An 18273-nucleotide genomic window follows, 5' to 3' on the forward strand; every position below is an offset into this window, starting at 1 on the left:
GAATGGTATGAACAGAGAAAGTGGAATATTGATGCCTGTGTTTTCACTGGCTTCTAAATTTGGAATAGGTTGCTTTTCAAGAGAGGCTTATGAATTTGTGGATTTCCTTGAAAAGGCAGCTCAGGGATATTGGCAGGTTCTGCCTTTGGGACCCACGGGATTTGGCAATTCACCTTATCAGCCATTTTCTGCTTTTGCGGGAAATTCATATTTTATATCATTAGAGACACTGATAGAAGAAGGCCTTCTTACATGGGATGATGTAAATGGTACGGACTTTGGAAATGACCAGGAAAAGGTCGATTACGGCAAGCTTTATGAGAATAGGGGAATTGTTCTAAGAAAAGCGTTTGAACGCTTTAAAGAGGCAATTCCGGATGATTTTAAGGCATTTAAGAAGAAGGAGAGCTTCTGGCTTGAGGACTATGCTCTATTTAGTGTTATAAAGGACCTTCAGGAGGGCAAATCCTGGCTTGACTGGCCGGATGACCTTAAAGCCAGAGATAAGAAAGCTCTTGATAAGGTTAAAAAGGATCAGAAGGATGAAATAGAATTTATCTTTTTCATTCAATATAAGTTCGAGGAGCAGTGGGAGAAGCTTAAGAAGTATGCCCATGCTCATAAAGTAAAGATAATTGGTGATATGCCATTTTATGTTGCGATGGACAGCGCTGACAGCTGGTCACATCCGGAAGTATTCATGATGGATAAGGATCTGGTACCCACTGTTGTGGCAGGATGTCCTCCGGATGCTTTTTCGCCCACGGGACAGCTTTGGGGTAATCCCATATATGACTGGGATAGCCTAAAGAAGGACGACTATTCATGGTGGGTTAAGAGAATAGAGAGAAACAGAGAGCTGTTTGATGTGATAAGAATCGATCATTTCCATGGCTTTGCAGAGTATTACGCTGTGCCTTATGGGAATGAGACAGCAGAGAAGGGCAAGCAGGAAAAAGGCCCCGGAATGGATCTGTTTAAGACCCTTAAAAAGAAATTTGGTGAACTGAATATGATCGCAGAAGATCTTGGAAATACCACAGAAGAGAATGTGAAGCTTTTAGAGGACACGGGACTTCCGGGTATGAAGGTTCTTCAGTACGGCTTTACCAGCTGGGACAGCATCTATGTGAACCACAGACATACCAAAAACAGTGTCGTATATACAGGAACCCATGACAATACGCCTACCTTTGCCTGGGTTCAGGAGATAAATGAAGGAGAACGTGATTTTACAAGGCGCTATATCAATTCTATGAATACGGATTATGGCGCTTTTGTGAGGGATATCATAAGAGAAGCATACCGTTCAGTGGCGGATCTGTGTATTGTTCCTTTGCAGGATTATCTCTGTAAAGGAAAAGAAGCGAGAATAAATACGCCGGGAACTTCTGAGGGTAACTGGCAATGGAGACTTACACCAAACTTCCTTTCCGAGGACCTTGCCAAAAGTATCAACCTTCTGGTATCAACCTATAGCAGAGTTCCTCAGGAAGTCCCGGATAAAAAATAGAGATGTCTGATTTATGGGTTAAATGTATATGGAACCTAAATGGTATAGGACATATAATCAATGATCATCTTCTTGCTGCATTTAACTGTAAGATGAGTGCCCTCTTCGGTGTACTCAGTCTCGATCACATCTGAGCGGGTTGAGATATCGTGGAGGGCCTGACCGTCTGAATAGGGGATAAGGAATTCAGCATTTATTCGCTCACCCTCAAGGGTTTTTTCCATGAGCGTTATCAGTTCCTCAAGACCTATCATGTTCTCGGCTGACATATAGATTCTGTCATTTCGCACATGAGGTATGGTCATGGCAGCATGCTCTGAATTGCCGATTACAACATCTGCCTTATTGAAAACATAAATTATCGGAATTTCGCCAGCACCTATATCTCTGAGAGTCTTCTCAGTGACCTCAATCTGATTCAGATAGTCGGGATCTGAGAAATCTATAACCTCTACCAAAAGATCCGCATATACCGCTTCTGAAAGAGTGGAGCGGAATGCTTTTACCAAAGTGGTGGGAAGCTCATCTATGAATCCAACGGTGTCAGATAAAAGAAAAGGCTTATGTCCCGGCATGTCGATTCGCCTTACTGTAGTATCCAGGGTTGCAAAAAGCATGTCCTTCTGCAGAACCATCTTGCTCTCTGCGTTATCGGCGTGGCTTTTTGTAAGCATAGCGTTCAGGAGAGTTGATTTACCTGCGTTTGTATAGCCTACAAGAGAAATCCTTGGAATATCTCCGGACATTCTCTTGGAGCGCTGGGTATCGCGTTCTCTTTCGACTGCTTCAAGCTCTCTTCGAAGCTCCGCCATTCTTTTCTCGATGCGACGTCTGTCCAGCTCCAGCTTTTTCTCGCCGGCACCCTTGTTGGAGAGTCTGCCGCTGCCTCCACCCTGCCTGCTGAGCTCTGTACGCATGCCGGCAAGTCTCGGAAGCATGAATTGCAGCTGGGCGTACTCTACCTGCATTCTGGATTCTCTGGTTCTTGCTCTTTTTGCAAAAATCTGAAGAATAAGACCAGTGCGGTCTATTACCTCAGTATCCAGAATGTTCTCCAGATTCCTGATCTGAATAGGAGAGAGTGTATCTCCAAAGATGACAATATCGGCATCAAGCATATTTATCAGGTTCTTAAGCTCCTCAACCTTACCGCTGCCGATAAAGGTGCCGTGTTCAGGGTGAGGAAGTGTCTGGGTAATAGTCCCCTTAACCTCAAGATCGCAGGCACCGGTCAGAGCTTCAAGCTCGTTCATTGATCTCTCAAATTTGGAATCACTTATATTGCCATGCATAAGACCCACAAGGATAGCACCGGGAGTTTTCATGGCTTCTTCATTTACGATTATGTTCTGTATTTTCATATAACCCTTTCAATCGGTATTAGGCAAAAATGCTCAGGAAAACAACTATTTTCATACATCTTTTTTTTAAGTTATCAGAAGTGCTTAGCCTTGTAAAGCTCTGATGTACTGTAAACTGATGCTCTGTTAAAAGAATTGTTTTTATAAATTTTGATTAAAAAATTATTAAATCGACTGTAGCTGCCGATATAAATTTTGTAGATGTGATAAAATATTTTATAGAAAAGGATTTCGAAGGGAGGCGCCTATGAGCTACAATTTAGCTGCTTCTATGGGCAGGTTGACAGATCTGTACCTGAATCCGGAGTCTATATCCAAGAGTTCTGGCACTAACAGTGAAAATGTTTCCAAAGCGAAAGAGGAATTTGGTGATGTTTTCGCAAAGACCTATGATTCAATGCAGGCAATGCGCACCCTTAGTGATGGAATGAGGTCAAGATATGAGTTTGACCACAAAGATGATGCGAAAAATAGTCTGCAGGACCAATCATCGGCTATGACTTTTTCCAAGGGAAGCAGTAGAATCCTGGATATGCTTTCGGAGCAAATTACGGACAGTATGAACGAAAAAGTGAATATAGCTATGAATAATGCGTTGCATAATTTATAAAAGAAGGTGAGATTTTTTGGCGGTAGTCCGTGGGGATTACCGCCTTTTATATTTTTTGCTTTATAAAAAATTAATTCTTTGAAAAAGTAGTAAAAACGTTTTTTAGTATATAATAAGAATAGTATTTCAATAAGTTTATATGATATTACGTTAATACAACCGACTTAAGGGGGATAAGATGATTCGAGTTGTTAAGGATGACATAACCAAGGTTACGGAGTTTGATGCCATTGTTAATTGCGCAAATAATTCGCTTCTTGGTGGAGGTGGTATCGATGGTCTGATTCACAGAGCTGCAGGCCCGCAGCTAAGAACTGAGTGCAGAAGACTCAATGGATGTGAAACCGGTGATTCAAGGCTGACCTACGGTTATGAGCTTCCTTGCGATTATATCATTCATTCTGTTGGTCCTGTGTGGATGGGTGGTACCGCAGGCGAAAAGGAACTTCTGCGTTCCTGCTATACAAGTGCACTGGAGCTGGCAGCTGAAAACAAAATTCGAAGGCTCGCTTTCTGCTCGATTTCTACAGGGGAACTGGGCTATCCTGTGGAGCGTGCCGCCAAGGTAGCTGTTGCCACTGTCTGCGATTATGTAAAAAAGAACCCCGATGCTTTTGATGATATATGCTGGGTTGTACCCGATGATTTGTGCCTTAAGTCTTACTCTGAGGAAATCAAGGCTGCTGTTCCAAAGAAGAAGCCTGTAAAGAAGGCTAAGGCAGCTGAGGAGACTGTAGAAGAGGTTGAAGAAGTTGATGAAGTAGCTGAAAGCGAAGAGAATTCAGAGGAGCAGGCTGTAAAGGAAACTGCTGAGGAAGTTGAAGAGCAGGCTGCAGAAGAATCTGCTCCTGAGATGGAAGAGATAGAGAAAGCTGATTCTGAGGAAGTACAGAAGGCGTCAGAAACATCTTCTGAGGAAGAAGAGGCAACCGAAGGGAAAATAGAAGCTTCTGAAAATCAGGCTGAAGATGAAGCCGAAACCACTTTCAATCAGGATGACCTTAAATACTGGAACCTCTATGACATTAACTGGCTTATTTCTGAAGAAGAACAGGGCAACTCCCACAGGTATGTGTGCTTCTGGCATGATACCAGCGGCAGTGACAACAGCATCCTGTCAAGCTGGCATGCAGGTAAGCCCATTACAATAAACGGACGCACATACGCCACGTTGGAACAGTACATAATATCCGAGCAGGCCCTCCTTTTTGGCGATTTTGACTCCTATAAGATTATCATGGAAGAGCCGGATCCTCAGAAGTGTAAGAAGGCTGGGCGTAACATTAAGAATTATGACGAGACTAAATGGAGAGCAGCTTTTAAGGAGATTATTTTCCGGGGAGCTTACATGCGGGCTCTTTGCGATGAAGAGTTTGCAGGGGCACTTCTTGCTACCGGCGATGATGTGCTCATAGAAGCAAGCCCCTTTGATGATATATACGGAGCGGGAATGAAGGAGAGTGAACTCATCACTCCCGATGGAACCCTGAAAGTTCCTCCGCAGCAGTGGCGTGCTTATAAATCAGAAAAACAAAGCGAGAATATCCTTGGTTTTGCCCTTATGGGAGTTCGTAAATATCTTAGAAAGCTACTGAAGTAGTTTTACACAGGAAGGTTTAGGCAGTTTTTCATGAAAAAAGCATCTATGAAAAGAAAAATTATGGTGCTTTCGATACTCATGACTTTCGTTGCTACAGTTTTACTTATTTTCGGAAGCGACCTGCTTAATTCAGAAAGAACCATGCATTATAGCCAGCTTAGCTCGGGCTGGTCTGTTCAGTGTGGGGATAAAATCTATAAAGACGTTACTTTGGCAGATTTTTCTGTTGGGGACACCTACAAGGGTGAAGTCATTACGATTATAAACACGACTCCTGCCACGAATATCATTGCTCCCACTATCATGTTTAAAAACAGTCTGGCTTCGGTGGACGTATGTATAGATGGAGAGCCGGTGTATTCCTATGGAAAAGAATACAGCGATGCGGGAGAGTTTGTGCCTAAAAAGTACAACATGATAGCCTTAGAGGATGGCACAGTCCCTCATGAATTATCCATTTCTTATACTATTCCTGAAAAAAACACCTTCAATGGTATATATCCAATCTATTTTGGAACGAAGCGGGAGCTTGTCCACAATTTCTTACAATACCACAGGCTTACGATTTTTATAGGCGGATTCTTTTTTATCTATTCCTGTCTTTTGTTTGCTCTTGGAGTTTTCATGTTCCTTTATAAAAAAACAGATCTTTCTACATTCCTCAGTGCTCTTGTGTCATTGCAGCTTGGTGTGTACTGCTATGCATATAATGACATATTCTGTTTTATCAGTGATAAGAACTATTATTTTTCAATCCTGGAATACATCGTATTATTTTTCATACCGCTGGCATTCAGCGTGCTTTTATACTCGTCTCACCCTGAGATTGAGACCACAAGGCAGCGTATAATACTGGCTATAAATATTCTCATGCCAACATGTTTTATTTTACTGCACGTATTAAAGCTTGCGCATATTGAGATGTTTGTGATCCCTACTCAATTTCTCGGCGTAGTGGATATAATGGTCATTATGCCATCATTGATAGCGGGAATGATAAAAAAGCATAATGAGAAAGCTAAATCGGATACTTATACAGGTCTTGAGCCGGGTAATTACCTCCTTTTGGGTTTCGTTATAATAATGGTCTTTGGAATTTTGGAGATTATCAGATACAACATAAGCAGATTCAAGGGAACGTTTGGCGGAGAGAGCATTTTTGCCAATATCGATTATCTCGACCTGGGGATGCTGTTTTTCATAATATGCCTGTATATTTACTATTTCCTCAATGGAATCGACCATATGAATGCAGAAAGGGTTAAGGCGCAGCTTGAGGGCCTTGCCTATACTGATGCTTTGACTGGTCTTGCAAACAGGGCAAAGTGTTCACAGTATCATGCAGCCATGGAGAATCCTTATGCTGTAGTGAGTCTTGATCTGGATAAATTAAAATATGTGAATGATACCCTTGGACATCTTGAAGGGGATAAGATGATCAAAGCCTTCGCGGATATTTTGAGAGAATCTTTCATTGGAGCAAGCATCATAGGCAGGACCGGAGGAGATGAGTTTTTGGTTATCTTTGATAATCCTGCTGCTGACATCTGTGATAAGTGTATACGCGCACTTGAGAAAAATCTGGCTGCATTTAATCAGAAAGGAGAGCGGTTTACCCTGTCTGCATCTACTGGCTATGCCTACAGTAATGAACTGCAGGGTGGGAGTTTTGAAGATATTTATTATCTGGCTGATACAAGAATGTATGAAATGAAGGAGAAACACCATGCGTAGAAAAATACTTTTCCTTACAATCTCTTTCATATCATTCCTGCTGCTAACGTTGATAGGTCATTTTTGGATGAGCCCATCCGGCATCGAAAAGGTCAGTGTTTTATCTGACGGATGGGATGTCAGGTACAATGACGTGGAATTTACGGATGTAAGCCTTCCTGCACTTCGAAGGCTTATTGGCTCTGCAACTCAAAAAGGAGATCATATTGTCCTTGAAAATAAGGTGGAGGGACTTGGCATTTATACTGCGCCAACGCTTTTGTTTGAAAGCAGGTTCAGCGCCTGGAGAGTTACCTGCAACGGTAAGCTTGTTGGTGAGCACAATTTTGATCTGTATGAAATCAATGAATTCATAGGATGTGAGGATACTTTTTTAAACCTGCCATCCTGCGGAGGTGCCGAGGCTTCAGTTATAATTATTGAGTATCTGGTATCTGAAGACAGCGCATATAATTTCTACGAATCACCTGTTATAGGTGAATATATGGATGTGCTTTTATACGCTGTCTACAGTAATATGTTTGTGTTTATGACATCAGCATTTTTGATGATATTTGGTCTTATGTTTTTTGCAATTTCCATCGGATTTAGAAGTGATCTTCCTGAGATGGACATGCAGATTTATTCATCGCTTCTTTACATAATGCTTGGAGTATGGTTCCTCACACAGTTCAGGCTTATGGATATTTTCCTTGATACCGGAGGTCACCAGACGGAGATAGAGTACATTTCCCTTTATCTGCTTGTTCCATTGATGTATATGGTCATGGGATGTATGCAGGATTATTTGAAGGATAAGGTTTTTTTATTTTTCTCGGTATCAGGGACCGTAATATCACTATCACTTATAGCTATTCATTTTATGGGCCTTGTTCATATCAACAGGATGCTTATGGTATATCAGATCAATGCGCTTGCAATGTGTGTTCTGATGATAGTGTACCTTGTAAGAGACAGCATAAATCATCGCATTACCAATTCTCAGATCATACAGCTGGCTGGAGAAACTGTTCTGGCGCTGTCCTTTTTCTTTAATGTATTTTTCTACTACCTGGAGGTTGCCGGAATATCAGAACAGATTATGCTTTCAAAGAAGGCTGTTCCTCTGGGCGCCATATGTATGGTATTTGCTACCCTTGTTAACTACAGAATCTACATTTCTGATTCCTATGCAAGTAAAGTTGAGCATCAATCGCTGGCAAGACTTGCCTATGAGGACGACCTGACGGGAATCCCAAACAGATCAAGATATGAAAAATATTTAACTGACCTTGGAAAAACTGACGAGGATTACTGCGTTGTAAGTATCGATCTAAACGGCTTAAAATCTGTAAACGATACCAAAGGACATCTGGTAGGAGATAAGTACTTGTCAGAATTTACGGAAGCTTTTACAGGGTGCTTTGGAAAGAGCGGATTTATCGCAAGAATTGGCGGAGATGAATTTGTATCCATATTAAGGGGCGATGATCTCGATATGGCGGATGAGCTTATTCAGAGGCTGGATGGTGCCCTTTTAGAGATGAATAAAAAGGACCCGTCCATGGAGAGAAGCGCTGCAGCGGGATTTGCCTACAGACATGAGACAAACGGAAGTGATTGGAATTCTGTTTACCTTCTTGCTGACGAGCGAATGTATAAGAAAAAATCAGGAATGAAACACTCAAGATAAACGCCGGAATGACTTAAGGGAATGTCACTCCGGCGCATTTTTTATCTATATCTTATTCTTTTCAAGCTGCTTTTGAAACCGCTATTTTTTTATTGCTTTTATTTTTTCCAAGTATAAGATTGTGCAGCTTCTTAAGTAGAATAGCTGAAGGAAGACCAAGAACAAAAACAACAACTACATACGCAAGAAGGTTCTTGATGGGATAGATTCCCTTTGCTTTTCCGTCAAATTCGTAGGTGAAGAGCTCTACAAAAAGTCCATGGATAAGGTAGAACTCAAGGGTAATCGTGCCCATGAACTTGATGAACTTATTGCCAATTTTGAGCTTCATGCCAAGGAGTAGAATGCAGAATACGAAGTTGCAGGTAGGCAGCATCTGTGATGCAAGGCATACGCGGCGTCTGAATACTGTATCAGGAGCGCCCCAGTTCTCACCATAGTATGAGAATGTGTTGCAAATGCCGTTTGAGAAATTGATCATAGGAATCATCAGTACCAGTGCCAGGATCAGATATACCCAGTAGAACTTTTTAAGATGAGGTATGATCTTATTTTCAAACTTTGCAAAGATTATTCCGACAGCAAAAAGGTGAACACAGTTGTACCACCACTGACCTCGGATCCAGAAATCGTTGTGATCGATGGTTGTGCCATAGAGCATGTAAGCAAATACGAAGCCGCAGGTTACAGCAGTTGCAAGGCCGTCCTTTTTGATGAATCTGAAGGCAAAATAGAATGCCATGTAGAAGAACGGAAGCACGATCACGTACCATGTATTGGGATTGCAGAGCTTGATTCCTGTAAGATAAAAAATCTTAAGCTGTGTATCCATTTTTTCTTTGAGAAGAAGTCTTGCTACAAAGAAGATAAGTCCTGTTGTGTAGAAGGACAGGATAACAGGCAGAACCCTTCTTGAGAAGAAGCCCTTTAAATAGTTTTCTTTTGAATGAAAGCTTTTGTAAACACCATATCCGTTGAAGAAGAGGAATACGCCAACCAGTAGATAGCCCATGTCCACAAAAATATCAAGACCGTGGATTATACGGTTCTGTGGCCATATCCAGGATGCGCATCTTTTCTGGCTGATGTGATGAAGCATGATGCACAGTGCAAGAAATCCCTGAAGAGCTTTTGTCTGCTCAAGGGACAAGAATTCGGTGTTCCATTCTCCTCTTTTTGTCGGCTTTGCTCCCCAAAGCAAAACTACAGGCAGGATAAGGTACACCACGTAGATTAGATTATTCATTTTTTACCTCCCAAAGTTGTCAAAGAACCCCTTTATATTCTCTGACAGCAAGCTTTTTGCTTGCATTTACCCACTAATAATCTTATTATCTGCGGGGAGTTTCCTCTATATTAAAATGAACCATAATTATATGAATTCTTGCTTTTTATAAAAAGTGCCGGCTTTGACTGATTGTGATGATATCAGTCATGCCGGCAGATCCTTGATTTATTTAAATGCTTCCCAGGGATATTTACAGGATGGATTCCATATTATCCAGGAGCTTACGCCATTGTCGTTTACGGCTTTTATCTGGGCCTTTATCTCATCTGCTCCGTAGTTTTTATAGTGCTTAAGGTAGGATGCGGTAAAGCCCTGAAGCCAGGGGCGTACGCTTGCCTGAGTTCTTGTGCCCTTGGGATTAACTACCTTAAGCTCGGCATCGGAGAGCTTCATGGCAGCATCTATGGCTTCGTAAGGGTACAGATCCGGATGATCCAGGCCCAGGGTGTTGTCGTAGTAGTGTGAGGGGTAGATCATGGGAGAGAGGTAATCAGCATACATTGAGAGCTGAGAGTACTCCTGACCGACGATATCCCTGTCCACCTTGGAATTGATGATTGTTCCGAATACGTCCAGAGACAGAGGAATGTTTTCTTTTTTCAAAGTGGCGGATGCTTCCTTTACGAACTTAAGAATGGAATGCCTTCTGCCATAGCCGTTAAGATTGATGTCTTCCTCCTGTATTCCTGTGCCGTATCTTACATAGTCATATTGAACTTCGTCAAAGCCTGCCTTTTTGCAGCCCTTTGCCACTTCGATGAGATAAGCTTTCACCTCTTCATTGGTGGGATCCATCCAGGTAAAGCCCTTGCCGTCTTCATAGATTTCACCGGAGGCAGCGTGGATTACCCATTCAGGCTTAACTTCGTCAATAAAGGGATCTCTGAAAGCAACGCATCTTGCAATCACATATATACCGTGACTATGGAGTTCATCAATCAGTCCCGTCATGTCCTTTACGAGGATGTTTTCAACGCCCAGCTCATCTATAAGCTCTGAATCCATATCGAAGACCACATTTCCATCATCATTTTTCACATCAATGACAACTGCGTTTATGTTAGTATCGTCAATATTTGTTACGATCTCGTCCATCATGCTTTTTGTGCCTGCCACAAAGGCGCTTACATAGATGCCGTGGATTTCGGAGGCATCGGGGAGGCCTTCGCTGTCGTTTGCGGTTTCGGTAGTGCCTTGAAGGTCGGCGGGAGCTTCAGTGGTTTCCTCCGCGAGAGCATTTATAGGAAGTGATAGCGTGATAGCGGTGCATGCCGTAAATAAAAGTGTTTTTATAGTGGATTTTTTCATGTCTTTTTCCTTGATGTAATAATGTATGGAAAATCTAAATGCATCCGGTTTTAATCCGGAAAATATCTCAAACAGTATATCAGATTTTTAATGGAACATGACATGAGATTTTTTGATATACTTCTTAAAGAGACTGGATTTTTCGGAAAGGTTTATTAGTATGGCTTTATTTGCGCTAGGCGATCTTCATCTTGCTTATCAGTCGGACAAGACCATGGATGTTTTTGGTAAGGTCTGGAGAGGGCATGAGAGAAAAGTAGAAAAGAACTGCAACAAAATAATGACAGATGAGGACACCCTTGTGCTTGTGGGAGATCACAGCTGGGGGAAGGGGCTTGAAAACTGTGAGCAGGATCTTCTTTTTATAGAGAATCTCCCCGGCAGGAAAATCCTTATTCGCGGCAACCATGATAATTTCTGGAGTGCCAAGAAAACCCAGCGCCTAAACGATATGTATAAGGACAGGCTCTATTTTTTGCAGAATAATTACTATCCCTATGAAGACTACGCCATTGTCGGAACCAAGGGCTACTGCTACGAGGGCCTTGATACCAGACAGCATGCGGATATGCTGATTGAGAGAGAAGCCAAGAGACTGAAGAATTCATTTGAAGCAGCGAGAGCAGACGGCTTTGAGAAATTCATTATGTTCCTGCATTATCCTCCCACAGAGATTGGGGAGACAGAGAGCAGATTCACCTATATGGCAAGAGCCTACGGCGCTGAGCAGGTGATCTATGCCCACTGTCACGGAAAAGAGCGTTTTCACGACAGCCTTCTTGGCAATGTGAAGGGCGTGGAGTACAGCCTTGTTTCCGGGGATTACCTGGACTTTATGCCTAAAAGGATTTTGTGATAATTTTTTATAAAAAAGTATTTACATTCCACAAAATGCTGTGTTATAATTTCATTCGTTGACGACACTTAGTGTCTCATGTAGAGGAATCATACAACGGCTAGTATTGCGGTCTCCAAAACCGTTCATGGGGGTTCGAATCCCTCTTCCTCTGCTAAAGAAAACCTCTTAACCGAAATGGCTAAGAGGTTTTTGTTGTTTAAATTACTGTTCGCCTTTAAGCTTCTTTTTCTGGGCGTACATTTTATCATCAGCTCTGTTAAATACTGACACTACGTTTTCGTCGCTTTCTTTGTCGAATTTCTCCATACCGCAGGCTATTACAATATCTCCTGATTGCTGTGAATTGAAATTCCTTTCTTCGAAAATATCAATAAGCTCATCGATGTGCTCATAGTCATCATTATCGGATATTGCTACAAATTCATCGCCGCCAATACGGAAAACAGGGCTGTGCTTAAATATGTCACATATTATCTTGCAGGCGCTGCAGATATATTCATCACCGGCTTTGTGCCCTAAAGTATCGTTGACTTTTTTCAGGTCGTTCACATCAAATATTGTAATTGCAAAGTCATTTTGCTTGTGGTCACTGATCAGCAGGTTCATTCCTTTTTCTACTTCAAGGTATGCACTTCTGTTTTTTATACCTGTAAGAGCGTCAATATTGGCATTGGTGTGCTCTTTGGCAAGCTTTTCGGCATATTCCTGCTTGATGATCATGGCATCCGTAACATCCTGGCAAAGACCAAGGAGACACTCTCTTCCTGTTTCATCAATGAATTTCAGCTTTGTGGTCTGGAACCTTCGCTGATTGCCTGCCGCATCCGGGACATCCTCATAGAAAATGTAAGGCTTATCCATCTTAAAAGCCTTTTGATCATCCTCCACAAAATGGCTGGCAGTATCAGGATCAAAAATCTCAAAATCCGTAAGCCCGACAACTCCTGCGGGTGTCTCTTTATGGGCATAATTGGCAAAAGCCTGATTGCAGGCAAGATATTTTCCTGTATTTATATCCTTTGAAAAAGACATGGCGGGCATATTATTTAGAAGCCAGGTTACAGAATCCTGAAGATCAGTGATTTTCTGGCTGGCCTCGGCACCTTCATCCATGTAGCATACGTGTATCAGGCTTACATCATTCTCCAAATACACATATTTTCCTGCAGCACGGATAAACTTGTGACCCGGTTTATTATTTACGGAAGCACGATACAGAATCTCGTATTTTCCATTAGTCTTGGCAGCAAGCTTGGATTCTTCAAGGATTTTTGCGGCATCCTCCGGATGAACATTTATGAAAATGTCCTTGTTAAGGTCAGCATAAGCCTCCTCCTGATTTTTAAAGCCGAACATTTCACAATATCCGTCAGATATTACAATGGGAACAATGCCATCATCCAGAAACTGGAAAATCGCTATAGAATTCTGCAACCGCTCGTAGGCTGTCTGAGTTTTTTCATCGAATGTGTATCTATCCATGCTTTATTCCTCAACTAAATCGCATACGGTAGAAACAATATATAATCATTATCTAATAATCACTATGTGCGCACAAGATTATGGAAGAACTGTTCTTAAAAATTTAATATTTTCCGCCATTTTAAAGGGAATATGGCTTATAATTATGTATAGTTTATGTAAGAATTGTAAGGTCCGATTTATATTACGGCCCGGGCGCTAGATGGGGCGTAACCAGATATATCAGGAGGATGTATGGAAGAACTTATTGGCTTAGTCATATGGTTATTTATATTGCTGGCGTTTGGTAAAACAGCGAAGAAGAAGCTTAATCAGAAGGGCGGTCCTCTTGGGGGGAAAAGCGTTTCTGAGATTTCACGAAATGTACAGGAGCAGGCCGCAAGAGCAGCTCAGGCAAGTAGATCGATGCAGAGTGGCAGTGCTTCACAGGGCAGCAGACAGACGAAGGGAAGCGGTTATGCGCAGACGGGAAGATGGGAGTCTTCTTCAATGCCGCACTCACACAGGGCATCCGGTTCCTACGACACCTTCAACAGGAAATCTGCTAAGAATGATTCCGGCGCAATGCCTCATGATCATAGAGAATCAGGGACTTATGATACTTTTAATCGCAAGTCCATTTTCAATACTTCAGGTTCAATGCCCCATGTTCACAGTGAGGGGCACTACACATCCATGACTGATGCATCCAAGCTTCCGCCGGGATATATCCTTCTAAACGGCGAGCCCGTAAGAGTTGCGGATCTGGAGGGCAAATAAATGAAGTCCCTCTTTGAACCAAAGATTCGCATTGTATGGGCAATGTTATCAGCGCTGTGTCTGCTTTATTCCGCTATGGTGTTTCTTGTTCACAGCGGAACATTTTCTTTCAGCATCTGGGTAGCAGGCGCGGCGTTTTTTGCTGCCTGCTATTTCTTTGCAGGGAAAAACAGATGGAGCAGAGTTCCGGCACTCCTTAGATATATTGTTTATGCGGTGCTTGGCGTATCACTTTCTGTGTTTATCATCTGCGAAGCTGCCATATTGTCTCATTTTTTCGATAAGGGTGAGGAAAATCTGGATTACATAGTGGTTCTTGGAGCCCAGATGCGTGACTATGGTCCAAGCGTAATCTACAGATACAGACTTCAGAAGGCAGCTGAATATCTTGAGGAAAATCCCGGAACCATTTGCATCACCACAGGAACTCAGGGCAGTAACGAGAGCATTTCCGAGGGCCAGGGAGGAAAAGATTACCTGATTTCCCTTGGTGTAGATGAGAGTAGGATTATAGCTGAAACGGATTCCACGACCACCGGTCAGAACATAGAAAATGCATTTGCGATTATTGGTGAAGATAATATAAGTGGTTTAAAAATCGGCATTGTAACCAACGGTTTCCATGTTTTCAGGGGAGTCCACATCGCAAGAAAACTCACAGATGCAGATGTCTGCGGCATCGCAGCCTACATGCAGCCCCAGTACATTCCCAACAACATGGTTAGGGAGTGCTTTGGAATTATTAGAGATTTTGTTTTTAGATAATTGAAGAACATAGCGACGTAAATGTGTTAAAATCGGCAGTCCCTAAGGGCTGCCGATTTGCTTGTGAGATATTAAATTTGACAATTCACTTTTTATCGAATACCATGGAGAAGATTTTGAGGAAGGACAGAACATGAGCTTTGTAAGTAACAATGACAATTTCAAAAGTCGTGAAAAAGGCATTTCGCTTATTATCTGCGCAGTGCTTCTTCTTGCTGTGCTTCTTTCTTCATTTTTTGTAGCAGCTGAGCTTGGTCATGATTGTAGCGGGGATGAATGTCCTATCTGTCAGATGATCGCTCAGAGCGAGAATTTTGTTAATCAGATCGGAACAGGTCTGATAATTCTTGCGGCTGCGCTTTTAGTTGTTTTTTCAATATCAGAGTTTCATGCGGATTCGTTCCGCATCTTTGCCGTGCCTACTCTTGTTAGGCAAAAGGTACGTCTAAATAATTAAAGACACTCTTTTTATCTTTTTTTTCCTAACTAAAAAACTAAATATATAAACTTGTGGAGGAATATTATGAAAAGGAATATTTCTGTTTTTTGTGCTGCAATTGTCATGGTATGGGCTCTTAGCGCTTGCGGTGAAAGTGCGGGAGAAAATCCTGAAGTTCCGGAGGTTTTGACAGATTCAATTGAATCTGAAGAAGTGCCCCTTTCTGCTGCTGCGGGAGCAGATGATTCCATCAGCATAGTGACAACGATTTTTCCTGAGTATGACTGGGTAAACGAGATTCTTGGGGATAATCCGGCAAATGCAGAGGTTACCATGCTTCTTGATAACGGCGTTGATCTTCACAGCTATCAGCCAACCGCGGAAGATATTCTTAAGGTCGCAACCTGTGATCTTTTCATCTATGTAGGCGGCGAGTCTGATGAGTGGGTAGAGGATGCCTTGAAGGAAGCTACAAATGAAAATATGGTGGTCATAAATCTCCTTGATGTCCTTGGGGATGATGTCAAGGAAGAGGAAGTGGTTGAAGGTATGGAAGCCGAGGAAGAAGGCGAAGAGGGAGAAGAGGGAGAAGAAGAGCCTGAATATGATGAGCATGTCTGGCTTTCTCTCAGGAATTCTGAGAAGCTTTGCGAGGCTATAAGGGATGCCATCATCATGATTGATCCTGATAATACGGCTGTATATGCCGAGAATGCGGACAATTATATAGCTGAACTTAAGAGTCTTGATACCGAATATGAGAAAGTGGTAAAGGACGGAACTGCGAATACTCTTGTTTTTGGAGACAGATTCCCATTCAGATACCTGGTTGATGACTACAACTTAATTTATTATGCGGCCTTTGTTGGATGCTCGGCAGAGACGGAGGCAAGCTTTGAGACCATCGCTTTTCTTGCAGGAAAAGTGGATGAACTTTCTCTAAAAAACATCATGACCATCGAAGGTGCTGACCACAGAATCGCAGAGACCATAAAGAGCAGCACAGAGGGTAAGGATCAGAATATTTTAACAATGGATTCAATGCAATCCACAACCTCAAAGGATGTTGCAGGTGGTGCATCTTATCTTGGGATCATGAAAAACAATCTTGAGGTTTTAAAAGTGGCGCTTAATTAGGCACGGAAGGAGGACTCATGCCATTACTGACTGTGAAAAATCTCTCACTTGGATATGACGGGTGCAGAGTTATTGAGAATTTGAATTTTTCTGTAAACGAGGGGGATTATCTTAGCATCGTAGGGGAGAACGGCTCCGGAAAAACTACCCTTATGAAGACGCTTCTTCATTTACAAAAACCCATAAGTGGGGAGATTTCTGTCAGTGATGGCTTAAAGCCTGATGAGATCGGTTATCTCCCGCAGCAGACGCAGGTGCAGAAGGATTTTCCTGCTTCTGTGAGGGAGATAGTACTTTCCGGGTGCCAGAGCAGCATGGGGCTTAAGCCTTTTTATGGGAAAAAGGAAAAGGCACTTGCTACTAAAAATATGGAGCTTATGGGAATTTCTGATTTTAAAAATCGCTGTTACAGAGAGCTTTCCGGTGGACAGCAGCAAAGGGTTCTGCTTGCTAGAGCTTTATGTGCAACCAAAAAGCTGCTGCTTCTTGATGAGCCGGTGGCGGGCCTTGACCCTGTGGTGACACAGCAGATGTACGAAACAATAAAAGAACTGAATGACTCAGGGATAACAGTCATAATGATATCCCATGACATAGGTGCAGCACTGGAGTATTCGACCCATATCTTGCATATCGGGAAAGATGTTTTCTTTGGAACTAAGGCTGAGTATATAAAGAGTGATAAAGGTTTTCCTGCTTCCGGAATTGAGCTGGGAACAGGGCTTAGTCAGACAGAACCAGCATTTAGAGAGGTGAAAAGCTATGCTTGATAAGATTTTCTTTTATCTGCAATATCCCTTTGTGAGATATGCGATTATTGTGGGAATACTGATTGCGCTGTCATCATCTCTCCTTGGGGTGACGCTGGTGCTTAAAAGGTTTTCATATATAGGAGACGGTTTATCCCATGTGGCATTCGGGGCCATGGCTATTGCCAGCGTTCTTAAAATGGCGAACCAGATGGCGCTTATTTTACCTGTGACAGTAGTCTGCGCTGTGCTTCTTTTACGAACCGGGCAGAATGCAAAGATTAAGGGTGATGCCGCTATTGCCATGATTTCTGTGGGAGCACTGGCTTTTGGCTATCTTCTTATGAACATTTTTTCCACATCATCGAATCTGACGGGAGATGTGTGCAGCACACTTTTTGGCTCCACATCGATACTCACTCTGACACTTGGCGAAGTTGTGGTCTGCGCTGTTTTGTCTGTCGTTGTGATTGGAGCTTTCGTTCTTTTATACAACAAGATTTTTGCCGTGACCTTTGATGAGAATTTTGCAACAGCTACCGGAACGGCCGCAGGAAAATATAATACGGTGATCGCTGTTATGATCGCGGTTATCATTGTGCTTGCCATGAACCTTGTGGGATCGCTTTTGATATCAGCACTGGTAATCTTTCCTGCCTTATCAGCCATGAGCATTTACCGGAGTTTTTTCAAAGTGACGATTTGCTCTGCAATTATCTCTGTGGTATGCGCATTTGTGGGAATTATGATTTCAATCCTCGCTGGCACTCCTGTTGGTTCAACCATTGTAGCTATCGATGTTTTGGCATTTTTCTGTTCCATGATGGCAGGAAAATTGAAGGGAGTTTTGGCATGATGGCAGGCAAACTAGAGGAGCAGTAGCGTGATGGTAGGCAAATTGAAGGGAGGCAGCGGCATGAAGAAGTTTAGACTAAAAAGATTTTTGGGGATGTTTCTGGTGACAGGGCTGATCTATGTCTGCGCCTGCGGGAGTGAT

At 42.4% G+C, this 18273-nt stretch carries 16 protein-coding genes, 1 tRNA gene and 1 pseudogene; 14 read left to right on the forward strand and 4 right to left on the reverse strand.

Going from position 1 to position 18273, the window contains the following annotated elements; translation table 11 throughout:
* Positions 1 to 7: 7 nt before the first annotated feature.
* Positions 8 to 1513: a 4-alpha-glucanotransferase gene (gene malQ / locus G603_RS0101055; RefSeq protein WP_035791529.1), complete on the forward strand. Its 1506-nt coding sequence runs from the start codon at positions 8 to 10 to the stop codon at positions 1511 to 1513.
* Between the two features lie 35 nt (positions 1514 to 1548).
* On the opposite strand, the gene hflX is transcribed toward malQ, so the two are convergent.
* A complete protein-coding gene (hflX, locus tag G603_RS0101060) occupies positions 1549 to 2874 on the reverse strand; it encodes a GTPase HflX (RefSeq protein WP_051207322.1) in 1326 nt (441 codons plus the stop codon).
* Positions 2875 to 3121: 247 nt separating this feature from the next.
* Between hflX and G603_RS0101065 the strand changes: the two genes are divergently transcribed.
* From G603_RS0101065 to G603_RS0101080, 5 genes and pseudogenes are all read left to right on the forward strand, one after another.
* Positions 3122 to 3484, forward strand: a complete 363-nt coding sequence (locus G603_RS0101065; protein ID WP_026525496.1) for a hypothetical protein — start codon at positions 3122 to 3124, stop codon at positions 3482 to 3484.
* A 178-nt stretch (positions 3485 to 3662) separates the two neighbouring features.
* Positions 3663 to 4160: pseudogene (locus tag G603_RS23200) on the forward strand (macro domain-containing protein); the annotation flags it as partial.
* On the forward strand, positions 4158 to 5084 hold the full coding sequence (locus G603_RS23205; protein WP_442852360.1) for an NADAR family protein: 927 nt from the start codon (positions 4158 to 4160) through the stop codon (positions 5082 to 5084). The pseudogene G603_RS23200 and the gene G603_RS23205, both read left to right, overlap by 3 nt.
* Positions 5085 to 5129: 45 nt before the next feature.
* Complete coding sequence (locus G603_RS0101075; RefSeq protein ID WP_196808026.1) at positions 5130 to 6818, forward strand: GGDEF domain-containing protein; 1689 nt, start codon at positions 5130 to 5132, stop codon at positions 6816 to 6818.
* Positions 6811 to 8490 (forward strand): GGDEF domain-containing protein, encoded by a 1680-nt coding sequence (locus G603_RS0101080; protein ID WP_026525494.1) that lies wholly within the window; start codon positions 6811 to 6813, stop codon positions 8488 to 8490. Before G603_RS0101075 ends, G603_RS0101080 begins: the two co-directional genes overlap by 8 nt.
* Before the next feature lie 61 nt (positions 8491 to 8551).
* Here the strand turns inward: G603_RS0101080 and G603_RS0101085 are convergent, their stop codons facing one another.
* On the reverse strand, positions 8552 to 9736 hold the full coding sequence (locus tag G603_RS0101085) for an acyltransferase family protein (RefSeq protein ID WP_026525493.1): 1185 nt from the start codon (positions 9734 to 9736) through the stop codon (positions 8552 to 8554).
* A 207-nt stretch (positions 9737 to 9943) separates the two neighbouring features.
* Entirely contained in the window at positions 9944 to 11086 is a 1143-nt protein-coding gene (locus G603_RS18775; RefSeq protein WP_035791531.1) for a putative glycoside hydrolase, read from the reverse strand.
* 160 nt (positions 11087 to 11246) lie between these two features.
* Between G603_RS18775 and G603_RS0101095 the strand changes: the two genes are divergently transcribed.
* Together G603_RS0101095 and G603_RS22185 are read left to right on the forward strand one after the other, a co-directional pair.
* On the forward strand, positions 11247 to 11942 hold the full coding sequence (locus tag G603_RS0101095; RefSeq protein ID WP_026669043.1) for a metallophosphoesterase: 696 nt from the start codon (positions 11247 to 11249) through the stop codon (positions 11940 to 11942).
* A gap of 82 nt (positions 11943 to 12024) precedes the next feature.
* Positions 12025 to 12096, forward strand: a tRNA-Trp gene (locus G603_RS22185).
* A gap of 50 nt (positions 12097 to 12146) precedes the next feature.
* Here G603_RS22185 and G603_RS21185 read toward each other — a convergent pair.
* A complete protein-coding gene (locus tag G603_RS21185; protein WP_026669044.1) occupies positions 12147 to 13427 on the reverse strand; it encodes a sensor domain-containing diguanylate cyclase in 1281 nt (426 codons plus the stop codon).
* A gap of 234 nt (positions 13428 to 13661) precedes the next feature.
* Here G603_RS21185 and G603_RS0101105 point away from each other — a divergent pair, with 234 nt between their 5' ends.
* The 6 genes from G603_RS0101105 (at position 13662) to G603_RS0101130 (ending at position 18132) form a co-directional block, all read left to right on the forward strand.
* A complete protein-coding gene (locus G603_RS0101105) occupies positions 13662 to 14186 on the forward strand; it encodes a hypothetical protein (protein WP_026669045.1) in 525 nt (174 codons plus the stop codon).
* On the forward strand, positions 14187 to 14951 hold the full coding sequence (locus tag G603_RS0101110) for a YdcF family protein (protein ID WP_026669046.1): 765 nt from the start codon (positions 14187 to 14189) through the stop codon (positions 14949 to 14951).
* Between the two features lie 133 nt (positions 14952 to 15084).
* Entirely contained in the window at positions 15085 to 15408 is a 324-nt protein-coding gene (locus G603_RS0101115; RefSeq protein ID WP_026669047.1) for a hypothetical protein, read from the forward strand.
* A 66-nt stretch (positions 15409 to 15474) separates the two neighbouring features.
* The gene (locus tag G603_RS0101120; RefSeq protein ID WP_026669048.1) at positions 15475 to 16527 is read left to right on the forward strand and encodes a metal ABC transporter substrate-binding protein; all 1053 of its coding nucleotides are present in this window, start codon (positions 15475 to 15477) and stop codon (positions 16525 to 16527) included.
* A gap of 17 nt (positions 16528 to 16544) precedes the next feature.
* On the forward strand, positions 16545 to 17297 hold the full coding sequence (locus tag G603_RS18785; protein WP_051207324.1) for a metal ABC transporter ATP-binding protein: 753 nt from the start codon (positions 16545 to 16547) through the stop codon (positions 17295 to 17297).
* Positions 17290 to 18132: a metal ABC transporter permease gene (locus tag G603_RS0101130; protein WP_026669049.1), complete on the forward strand. Its 843-nt coding sequence runs from the start codon at positions 17290 to 17292 to the stop codon at positions 18130 to 18132. The genes G603_RS18785 and G603_RS0101130 overlap by 8 nt, the downstream gene beginning before the upstream one ends.
* Positions 18133 to 18273 lie beyond the last annotated feature (141 nt).

The organism is Butyrivibrio sp. AE3006 (genome assembly GCF_000424165.1).
In the GTDB taxonomy this organism is placed as follows: Bacteria; Bacillota; Clostridia; order Lachnospirales; family Lachnospiraceae; genus Butyrivibrio.

Coding starts and splice junctions, on each gene's coding strand:
- G603_RS0101085 (WP_026525493.1), bottom strand. CDS start 9,736: ATGAATAATCTAATCTACGTGGTGTACCTTATCCTGCCTGTAGTTTTG.
- G603_RS21185 (WP_026669044.1), bottom strand. CDS start 13,427: ATGGATAGATACACATTCGATGAAAAAACTCAGACAGCCTACGAGCGG.
- G603_RS18775 (WP_035791531.1), bottom strand. CDS start 11,086: ATGAAAAAATCCACTATAAAAACACTTTTATTTACGGCATGCACCGCT.
- G603_RS0101075 (WP_196808026.1), top strand. CDS start 5,130: ATGAAAAGAAAAATTATGGTGCTTTCGATACTCATGACTTTCGTTGCT.
- G603_RS18785 (WP_051207324.1), top strand. CDS start 16,545: ATGCCATTACTGACTGTGAAAAATCTCTCACTTGGATATGACGGGTGC.
- hflX (WP_051207322.1), bottom strand. CDS start 2,874: ATGAAAATACAGAACATAATCGTAAATGAAGAAGCCATGAAAACTCCC.
- G603_RS0101120 (WP_026669048.1), top strand. CDS start 15,475: ATGAAAAGGAATATTTCTGTTTTTTGTGCTGCAATTGTCATGGTATGG.
- G603_RS0101065 (WP_026525496.1), top strand. CDS start 3,122: ATGAGCTACAATTTAGCTGCTTCTATGGGCAGGTTGACAGATCTGTAC.
- G603_RS0101110 (WP_026669046.1), top strand. CDS start 14,187: ATGAAGTCCCTCTTTGAACCAAAGATTCGCATTGTATGGGCAATGTTA.
- malQ (WP_035791529.1), top strand. CDS start 8: ATGAACAGAGAAAGTGGAATATTGATGCCTGTGTTTTCACTGGCTTCT.
- G603_RS0101115 (WP_026669047.1), top strand. CDS start 15,085: ATGAGCTTTGTAAGTAACAATGACAATTTCAAAAGTCGTGAAAAAGGC.
- G603_RS0101105 (WP_026669045.1), top strand. CDS start 13,662: ATGGAAGAACTTATTGGCTTAGTCATATGGTTATTTATATTGCTGGCG.
- G603_RS0101130 (WP_026669049.1), top strand. CDS start 17,290: ATGCTTGATAAGATTTTCTTTTATCTGCAATATCCCTTTGTGAGATAT.
- G603_RS0101095 (WP_026669043.1), top strand. CDS start 11,247: ATGGCTTTATTTGCGCTAGGCGATCTTCATCTTGCTTATCAGTCGGAC.
- G603_RS0101080 (WP_026525494.1), top strand. CDS start 6,811: ATGCGTAGAAAAATACTTTTCCTTACAATCTCTTTCATATCATTCCTG.